The 9414-nt window shown below is 49.3% G+C and carries 6 protein-coding genes; all 6 read left to right on the forward strand.

Annotated features, from left to right (window positions below):
• Positions 1–74: 74 nt before the first annotated feature.
• The 6 genes from FD01_RS09655 (at position 75) to FD01_RS09680 (ending at position 9345) form a co-directional block, all read left to right on the forward strand.
• Complete coding sequence (locus FD01_RS09655) at positions 75–1451, forward strand: hypothetical protein (RefSeq protein ID WP_056963964.1); 1377 nt, start codon at positions 75–77, stop codon at positions 1449–1451.
• A 193-nt stretch (positions 1452–1644) separates the two neighbouring features.
• A complete protein-coding gene (gene yaaA, locus FD01_RS09660; RefSeq protein WP_054718713.1) occupies positions 1645–1863 on the forward strand; it encodes a S4 domain-containing protein YaaA in 219 nt (72 codons plus the stop codon).
• The gene (recF, locus tag FD01_RS09665; protein ID WP_056963966.1) at positions 1860–2990 is read left to right on the forward strand and encodes a DNA replication/repair protein RecF; all 1131 of its coding nucleotides are present in this window, start codon (positions 1860–1862) and stop codon (positions 2988–2990) included. Before yaaA ends, recF begins: the two co-directional genes overlap by 4 nt.
• Positions 2983–4944, forward strand: coding sequence for a DNA topoisomerase (ATP-hydrolyzing) subunit B (gyrB, locus tag FD01_RS09670; protein WP_056963968.1), 1962 nt, complete (start codon positions 2983–2985; stop codon positions 4942–4944). Before recF ends, gyrB begins: the two co-directional genes overlap by 8 nt.
• A gap of 532 nt (positions 4945–5476) precedes the next feature.
• Positions 5477–8077 carry a DNA gyrase subunit A gene (gene gyrA, locus FD01_RS09675; protein WP_054718709.1) on the forward strand — a complete coding sequence of 867 codons (2601 nt, stop codon included), beginning with the start codon at positions 5477–5479 and terminating at the stop codon, positions 8075–8077.
• Positions 8078–8640: 563 nt separating this feature from the next.
• Positions 8641–9345, forward strand: a complete 705-nt coding sequence (locus FD01_RS09680; protein WP_054718706.1) for an MgtC/SapB family protein — start codon at positions 8641–8643, stop codon at positions 9343–9345.
• Positions 9346–9414 lie beyond the last annotated feature (69 nt).

Here is a 9414-nt window from a genome sequence, read left to right on the forward strand (position 1 = left end):
GACCGGCCAGATGCGATTTCATGTCCCAAATACCGAGGTGAATAATCCAGGTTTATAAGTGAGGGGGAATTTCAATGAAAAAACTTTTCGGTGTGTTGCTCGTGTGGTTCGGTTTTTGGGTAACAGGCGCGACTATGGTGCAAGCTGAAACCAAACCACTGCCGCAAGATTATGACCCGATTCAAGGAGGGATGGTCTTGCGGCCGCCAAAAGAACTTTGGATCACTGCGGATAATTCGGCTTGGATGATCCCGTTGGCTTATTTGCCTGGCGGCGCGCTGAATGTGGATCAGTTAAAACAAGCTCGCTATTTTGTGCAAGTCAATCATGAGGATCGCGCACTTCCACGGGTGGCGAACCCCACTTATGTCTATATCGATCAAACCTTAGGCTGGGGGTTAGGCGCCGTTGATACGAATGGTTTGGGTCTGGTCGTGCGGGCCGATCGTGTCGGGGTTTATCCGTTGACTTTAGCGTTTCAATTTGGCCAAGATCCCAATCGTTATGAAACTGAGATTATTTTGCATGTGGTGACCAAAATTTCAGCAAGTACTAAAGCGGACACGTCAACCGAGCCGATTTTTAGTCCGTTGCCTCAACTCGCGGTGTGGCATCACCTCGATGGTGAAATAACCGTGGCCAATAGCGTCAATACTAACATGGTGAATAATGACTTGAAATGGCCAAGCAGCCCCTTGTTTACCTTCGTGCCGCCTAGTAGCCAAAGTTATGACACGCTGGGCAATTTGTTGACGCTTAAATTGACTACCGCAACGCGCCAATTGACGGTAAATAATCCAACAGGAATGATGGCGAGCCAACAGTTTGGACTGCAACCGATTGCTGCTGTTCAAGGTCAGCCGATCACATTATCGCTGAATTATATTCACCCGGCGCCAGGAACCCAGTTGCGGTTTATTTGGCAGTTCTTTGGGAAAAATGGCGTCCCATTTCTAAAACAAGTCACAGATACTCCAGAGTTACCAGCAGCTTCGGTGCCGCCTGATGCATTAAGTGTTCAGCTCACGTTGCAATATTTTGACCAGCAAACAACCGTTGAATACCATAGTTCGATGGTGACCTACACGTATCGCGCGTTGACCCGCCAAAATTTATCACCGGTTGCGACTACCATCGATATCGCGGCGATTATTCAAGGGCCGGTGACCGCTAAGGCGGGTTTTTCTGATTGGTCGGTGAACCAAGTGGGACCGTGGCATTTCACCCTGACCGCATCCGCGTTAAAACAAGCTAATGGGGCTACGTTATCGGCACAACTTAAATGGCCGAGTGGGTCGCTGATTGCTGCTGGACAAGCGTATACGGTCAATTATTCAGGGCCGCAGGTGGTGCCACTATCACAGATCGATTGGGTGTTTCAACAACAGCCCCAAGCCTTAGCCGGGCGTTATCAAGCAGAGATCCTTTTTGAAGCGATCGCTGGCCCATAAAAAACACAAATTTGGCTGAATGCTTGCATTTGGCCAAATTTGCGTTTTTAAAGGGGGATACGTGCTGGGATACTCGATTCGATTAAAGTCGGCTAAAACCGCCGTATATTGCGTCATGTCATTGAGCTTTGTCGTCAAAAACGGTATACTATATAGGTAGTATTATTTAAACGACAAAAGGAGTGGGCAATGGATGGCAACAGTTGAGATCTCGACTGAATACATGACGCTAGGTCAGTTGTTAAAAGAAGCCAGTATTATTGATTCTGGTGGTCAAGCGAAGTGGTTCCTGGCAGAAAATCGCGTCTTGGTCAATGGGGAAGAAGATTCCCGGCGCGGTCGTAAATTGCGTGCAGGCGATACCGTGACCCTGCCAGACAACACGGTGATCACCGTGGTCCAAGCTGGATGAGGCTTGCGCACCTAACGCTAAAAAATTATCGCAATTATCCTGCGGTGGACACTGATTTTTCACCTCAGATCAACGTCTTGATCGGGTCGAACGCCCAAGGCAAAACCAACTTGCTGGAGTCAGTGTACGTGTTAGCGTTAGCGCGAAGCCATCGCACCAACAATGATAAAGAACTGATCAAATTTGGCAGTGAGTTTGCCAAAATCCAAGGGCAAGTGGTGAAAGCTACCGGTCCGCAGCAATTGGAGTTGATCATTTCCACGCAAGGTAAAAAAGCCCGCCTCAATAAAATTGAACAGCCCAGGCTATCCAGTTACGTGGGGCATTTCAATGTGGTGTTATTTGCCCCAGAAGACCTCGCCATTGTCAAAGGTAGCCCGGCCAATCGCCGGCGCTTTATCGACATGGAATTTGGTCAAATGAGTGTGAAGTACTTGCAAGAATCCAGTGCCTATCGCACGGCGTTGAAACAGCGCAATGCCTACTTGAAGCAATTGAAGAGCCATCAAGCCAAAGACCTGGTGTTTTTAGAGGTGTTGTCAGAGCAATTGGCCACTGCTGGTGCTGAAATCGTGACGCGCCGCCAAGCATTGCTCCAACAAATGGCGACGTTTGCGGCGCAAATTCACGCTGACATCACCAAAAACCATGAAGTGTTGACTTTTCAATATGTCAGCCAAGTGCCGGAAGCTGCCCGCGGGGATATTACCCAAGCCAAAGCCGCGATTCTTGATTTGCTCGCCAAACACCGCGAGCGTGAGTTAATGTTAGGCACCACTTTAGTTGGCCCGCATCGCGATGACGTCGCATTTATCGTCAACGATAAGAATGTCGCGAGCTTTGGTAGCCAAGGCCAACAGCGTACCACGGCATTGGCGGTGAAGTTAGCCGAAATCGATTTGATGAAGGCGCAAACTGGCGAATATCCGGTGTTGCTATTAGATGACGTGTTATCTGAACTTGATGATGAGCGCCAAACCCATTTACTCAAAGCGATTCAAAATAAAGTCCAAACCTTTTTAACCACCACCAGTTTGGACGGTATTGCCCAGGAAATAATCGATACGCCGGCAGTTTTTTATGTGAAAGACGGCCAGCTCATGAAGGAGGAAACAAGCGGTGACTGATAAAGAAGAAGCCCAAATCGAAGCCAAAGAAGAAAAGGCTGCCGAATATGATGCCAGCCAAATTCAGGTGCTTGAAGGCCTAGAAGCGGTTCGCAAGCGGCCTGGGATGTACATTGGCTCCACATCCCAACAAGGGCTGCATCATTTGGTTTGGGAAATTATTGATAACGGGATCGATGAAGCATTAGCTGGTTTTGCCAGCACCATCGATGTGACCGTTGAACCAGATAATTCCATTACGGTGTTTGATGATGGTCGTGGGATCCCAGTGGATATTCAACGTCAAACTGGGTTACCGGCCTTAGAAACTGTGTTTACCATTTTGCATGCCGGCGGGAAATTCGGCGGCGGCGGGTACAAAGTTTCCGGTGGGTTACACGGGGTCGGCGCGTCTGTCGTCAATGCCTTGTCCACCAAACTTGATGTCACCGTGAGCCATGGTGGCAAGTATTATTACATGGACTTCACCCGCGGCAAAGTGGCCACCAAGATGAAAGTTATCGGGGATGCACCGGAGCATGCCCATGGCACCAAGGTCCACTTTATTCCGGATCCGGATATTTTCACGGAAACCACCACGTATGATGATAAAATCTTAACGCAGCGGATTCGCGAGCTGGCCTTTTTGAACAAAGGGTTGAAATTGACCTTCACCGACAAGCGTGCCGACACTGCTGAAAAGCTGGTGTTCCACTATGAAGGTGGGATCAAAGAATACGTCGACTTCTTGGACAAAGGCAAAACGGCCGTCTTAGACGAACCGATTTATGTCGAAGGCCAAGCCAAAGGCATCACCGTCGAAGTGGCGTTGGATTATACCGACGACTATCACAACAACTTGATGACCTTTGCCAACAACATCCATACCTACGAAGGTGGGACGCATGAAACTGGCTTTAAGTCGGCGCTGACTCGCGTGATCAATGATTACGCCCATAAGTCCGGCCAACTTAAAGATAATGACGACGCCTTATCTGGTGAAGATGTGCGTGAAGGCATGACCGCTGTGGTTTCCGTCAAACACCCAGATCCTCAGTTTGAAGGGCAGACGAAGACCAAGCTTGGCAACGCAGATGCGCGGACGGTCACTGATCGCACCTTCTCAGAACATTTTGCCAAGTATTTGATGGAGCACCCGACCCAAGCGCGCCAAGTCGTCGACAAAGCGATGCTCGCATCTAAAGCGCGCGCTGCGGCTAAACGGGCGCGGGAAGTCACCCGTAAAAAGTCTGGTTTGGAAATTTCCAACTTGCCAGGTAAATTGGCGGATAACTCCAGCAAAGATCCTGAAATCTCAGAATTATTCATCGTCGAAGGGGATTCCGCCGGCGGTTCTGCTAAGTCTGGCCGTTCGCGGTTGACCCAAGCGATTTTGCCGATTCGTGGGAAGATCTTAAACGTCGAGAAAGCCTCCATGGAACGGATTTTAGCTAACGAAGAAATTCGCACGCTGTTTACCGCCATGGGTACCGGTTTTGGCGAAGAATTCGACGTGAAAAAAGCCCGCTATCACAAACTGATCATCATGACGGATGCCGATGTCGATGGCGCCCATATTCGCACCTTGCTATTGACGTTGATCTACCGTTACATGCGGCCATTGCTGGATGCCGGCTTTGTCTACATCGCTCAACCGCCGTTGTATCGCGTTCGCCAAGGCAAAATGATGCGCTATATCGATTCTGATGATGAACTCGAAGAAGTATTAGGCACCTTGCAACCAAGTCCGAAACCTGAAATTCAGCGTTACAAAGGGCTTGGGGAAATGGATGCCAGCCAGTTGTGGGAAACCACGATGGATCCTGATAAGCGCCGCTTGTTGCGGGTATCGCCTGAAGATGCTGAAGCGGCGGATGGCATTTTTGAAATGTTGATGGGCGATAAAGTCGAACCGCGTCGCAAGTTCATTGAAGACAACGCGGTTTATGTCGATGTCAAAAATATTGATGCTTAACTAAGGCTTCGGCAGTTGGCAATTTAGGTTTCCAGCTGGCACAGCGCACCATGGTGAGGGTCCGAATCGGAAGCTAGCCGAGATGTGTCGCTGCGCTCCCCACTCGCCGGATCTTCCTCTGCGGCTTGCCGTAGGCGGTAAACCGCCAACGGCAATCTCACCATGTCGCACTGACCAGCTTCCAGCCTAAATTACCAACTGCCTACGAGTTAAGCTGATAATATTCTTGATTGAACATGAGCGATTGTTTGCATAATCGTTCGACTAACCCAGAAAAATGATGAGCGGAAGGTTGATTGACGGAGGCTGGAGGGGCACCAGCCGTCGAACCATTGTTGGCGGTTTACCGCCTTACAATGGCACTGAAGAAAAGATCCACTCGCGTATTTTGCGAGTTAGCTTTTCTTCAGTGGACCGCGTTCCGTGCCCCTCCAGCCGTAGTCCATCAACCTGGAGTCAGCATTTTTCGATACCTAATTAAACAACTTAGCAACTTAAACGCAATGATGAATTGAAAGGAGCAATGCAGCATATGGATGACCGCCAAGAAAGTCGCATCACGACTGTTAATTTGGCCAAAACGATGAAGACATCGTTTCTGGAATATGCCATGAGTGTCATTGTCGCGCGGGCTTTGCCTGACGTGCGCGATGGCCTCAAACCAGTGCAGCGCCGGATCTTGTATGGGATGAACGAACTTGGGGTGACCCCAGATAAGCCTTACAAGAAATCCGCGCGTATCGTCGGGGATGTCATGGGGAAATACCACCCGCATGGTGACTCGTCGATTTATGAAGGCATGGTGCGCATGGCCCAAGACTTCTCTTACCGTTACATGTTAGTCGACGGCCACGGGAACTTCGGCTCAGTCGATGGTGATGGTGCCGCTGCGATGCGTTATACTGAAGCACGCATGAGCAAAATCACCATGGAAATGTTGCGCGACATCAACAAAGATACCATTGATTATCAAGATAACTATGATGGCACGGAAAGAGAACCCGTCGTTTTACCGGCACGTTTTCCTAACTTGTTAGTCAATGGGGCTACTGGGATCGCGGTGGGGATGACCACTAACATTCCGCCGCACAACTTAGCCGAAGTGATTTCAGCGTTGCACATTTTAATGGACAACCCTGAAGCGACCACGGCAGATTTGATGACCGCATTACCTGGTCCAGATTTTCCAACCGGGGCGTTAGTGCTGGGAAAATCCGGCATTCGTCGCGCTTATGAAACTGGGAAAGGCACGATCACCGTTCGCGCCAAAACCGAAATCGTCACCGAGAAAAACGGTCGCGAACGCATCATCGTCACCGAAATTCCTTACATGGTCAACAAGGCCAAGTTGGTGGAACGCATCGCTGAACTGGCCCGCGAAAAGAAAATCGAAGGGATCACCGATCTCAACGATGAATCCGATCGCGAAGGGATGCGCATTACCATCGATATTCGCCGCGATATGTCCGCTTCTGTCGTGTTGAACAACTTGTTTAAGTTGACGCCACTACAAACGGGCTTCTCCTTTAACATGGTGGCCATCGTTAATGGCGCACCAAAGACGTTGCCATTGAAGTCGATTCTTGAATATTACTTGGTGCATCAAGAACAAGTGATTCGTCGGCGGACGGCGTTTGAATTGAAGAAAGCCCAAGCCCGCGAACATATTTTGGAAGGCTTGAAGATTGCCTTAGATCATATCGATGCGATCATCAGCATTATCCGCAGCAGTGAAACTGGGGATAAAGCCAAAGTGATTTTGATGGACAAGTACGCGTTGTCTGACAAACAAGCCCAAGCGATTTTGGATATGCGTTTGGTCCGTTTGACTGGCTTGGAACGCGACAAAGTTGAGAATGAATTAAGTGAAATCCGCAAAGCCATTGCCGATTACCAAGACATTTTGGCGCGGCCGGAACGGGTTCATCAAATCATTTACGACGAATTGCTCGAAATTCAGCGGAAGTTTGGCGACAAGCGGCGCACGGAATTGCTCGTCGGTGAAGACTTAAATATCGAAGACGAAGACTTGATTGAAGAAGAAACCGTGGTTATCACCTTGACGCACAATGGCTACGTCAAGCGCTTGCCACAATCTGAATTCAAGTTGCAAAATCGTGGCGGCCGCGGGGTGCAAGGAACTGGTGTGCATGATGATGACTTCGTGGAACACTTGATTTCCACTTCCACCCATGATGTACTCTTGTTCTTCACCAACTCCGGTAAAGTTTATCGCGCCAAAGGCTATGAAATCCCAGAATATGGGCGCACCGCCAAAGGCATTCCGATTATCAACTTGTTAGGCATCGACAACAACGAGAAGATCCAAACTGTCATCAACGTCAACAACGGTGAAAAACGTGCGGATTACTTGTTCTTCGTCACCAAACACGGCATCGTCAAGCGTACTCCAGTCGCGGAATTCTTGAATATCCGCAAGAATGGGTTGATTGCGTTAAACATGAAGCCAGACGATGAGCTCAGCCGCGTCATTCCAACCACGGGGGATGCGACCATGTTGATTGGGACGCATAACGGCTACTCGGTCACCTTCAAAGAAGATTCCGTGCGTTCCATGGGCCGTTCAGCCACTGGGGTCCGCGGGATTCGCTTGCGTGATGATGATTATGTGGTTGGCGCCGACGTCTTAACTCCTGATTCAGAAGTCTTCGTGGTTTCTGAAAAAGGTTATGGCAAGCGCACTGCCGCTAGTGAATATCCAATCAAAGGCCGCGGCGGTAAAGGGATCAAAACTGCCAATGTCACCGAGAAAAACGGCCCATTGGCAATCGTCACCACGGTTAATGGCGATGAAGATATTATGGCTGTCACCGATGCTGGGGTGATGATTCGCTTTAACATCGACACCGTTTCCCAAACTGGTCGCGCGACGTTAGGGGTCCGCTTGATGCGTGTGGATGCTGGGACCAAAGTCGTGACTGTTGCTAAGTTGGCTGAGGAAATCGAACCAGATGATCCGGATACACCAACTGCCCAAGCTGATGGCGCCACTACTGGTGAAGTGCAAGCAGCGCCAACTGAGGCGCCTGCCGGGGATGCTGACGCGCAAGTCAATGAATTATTGAATCGCGCCGAAGCAGACCAAACTGACGATTCAGACGATCAAGCATAAGTATCAGCGAAATAGCCAGGTGACTGGCTATTTTTGTATTCATACTAGTTCATGATTAAAACCGGCTATTGACCTCGTATCGCTGTCCGGCATCGTAAGTGTGTATTTCATCTTCCAGCTAGCGATACCAATTGCCTAGCGGCCCGAAAATCTGTGGGCTCCAGCGCCTTGGCGCCACTGCGGAAAACTGGACAAGTTGCCGGTGCGGCCGGCTACGGAAATCGGCAGAAATCGCCGATGTTCCTCTGCCTAAATATTGAACCGAAGGAAACCACTTCGTTTCAATATTTGCCGGTGAAATCTGCGCGAACCGTTACAAAACGGCGTTTCACTTGATTTCACTCCCACAGGCAATTGTCCAGTTTTCCTCCGTTCTCCCAAGCCGCTTCCACCCACATATTTTCTTCGTTAGTTGATGAACCTCCAGATTAAAATCACTGTAACGGAGCCGAATCACTGATGCCAGATGACGGCCTGAAACACTGTCGATGCCGGACGGCGTTTGTCAATTTAAACCGAGTTTAAAAGCGAATTAGTATCAGCTCATTTTGAAAGGAGTTCACATGACCTTTAAATTAAGTTTACTCGAGATTATCGGCCGGTTATTGTTGGCGATTGTGGTGTCGGCGGTGATCGGCTATGACCGCGAGCACAAGAATCGCCCGGCTGGCATGAAGACCCATGTCCTGGTGTGCTTAGGCGCTTGTATCATGGCCCTGGTGCAAAAAGAAATCGGCTTTGATGCGTTGAATACCGCCTTACAGTATCCGAAATTAACTGGCGTGATGCGCGCCGATGATGCCCGGTTGATCGCCCAAGTGGTTTCTGGCATCGGCTTTTTAGGCGCGGGGACGATCATGGTGCAACATCGCACGGTGCGCGGGCTAACGACTGCCGCAAGCTTATGGGCGGTGGCAGGATTAGGTTTAGCCATCGGCATGGGTGATTACGAAATCGCCGTAGCCAGTGCTGTGGCGGTGATTTTGGTGTTGGTATTTCTCAAGCGCATTGTGCACGTCAAGGCGATGAAGCGCATTGAAATTCAGTATCATCATCGCGTGGAAACCAAACAGTTTATCCAAGATTACTTTGAAACGCATCACATCGAAGTCAATGACGTGAACTTTCGCGTGACGCAAGATGACCACCAAGCCATTTACGTGAATATTTACGAAATTAGCTTGCCCAAAGACTTGAATTTACCAGAAATCATTGAAGATTTATCCCTCAATAAAAACGTCATGCGGATTCAAACCGTCAGCTTGTGAGCGCCGCAAAATCTTTTTTGGCCTTTGATTTACAATTTAAGTGCAAGATGATAAGTGCAAGAAAAAGGA

Source organism: Lacticaseibacillus manihotivorans DSM 13343 = JCM 12514 (assembly GCF_001435035.1).
GTDB classification, from domain to species: Bacteria; Bacillota; Bacilli; order Lactobacillales; family Lactobacillaceae; genus Lacticaseibacillus; species Lacticaseibacillus manihotivorans.